The organism is Streptomyces sp. AC627_RSS907, from assembly GCF_019049165.1.
This window is the reverse complement of sequence record NZ_JAGMUE010001426.1, coordinates 1-588: the sequence shown is the minus strand read 5'-3', so window position 1 is coordinate 588 and position 588 is coordinate 1. Positions and strand designations below refer to the sequence as shown.

Annotated in this window: 1 pseudogene; it reads right to left on the bottom strand. The window is 69.2% G+C overall.

Annotated elements, in window-relative coordinates:
• Positions 1-171 precede the first annotated feature (171 nt).
• A pseudogene (locus tag KUM32_RS42265) lies at positions 172-588 on the bottom strand (site-specific integrase); the annotation flags it as partial.

Genomic DNA, 588 nt, shown 5'->3' with positions numbered 1-588 from the left:
CCGGAGCCGTGTGCGCAGGTTCGAATCCTGCCGGGGGCACTCGCCTGGTCACCAGCGCAAACACAGCGTTGACCAGGGCGAATGCCGGCACGAGAGAGCGGGAGTCAGTCTCACTGACTCCCGCTCTTTCTCACTCCCTCCCACTGGTCGCGACACATGCGCGACACACTCTCAGGCCGTGTCGCCCTCCTCCTCCAGTGACTTCGCGATCTTGTCGTTCGCCGCTTGCTCGCGCCCGTCAATGCACCCGTGGTACCTGCGGTGGATGACCTCCGGCGAGTTGCCCACCCGCCGCGCCACCTCCGCGATGGGCACCCCCGCGTTCAGCCACCGCGTGATGCACGTGTGCCGCAGGTCGTACGGGCGACCGGCCAGCGGGGAGGCTGCCCAATCCGGGGGCAGGGCGAACTCCCGCGCCTCCTCCCACACCCGCCAATACGACGACGTACCCACCACGTCCCCGCGCTCGTTGCTGAACAGCCGCCCGCCCTTGGCCGTGCCGTGCTCGCTGATGTGCTTGCGCAGGATGGCCACCAGCACGGGCGGAATGGGGGCCGGCCGGTCTTCGGTCACCTCGCGGGCTTGGAG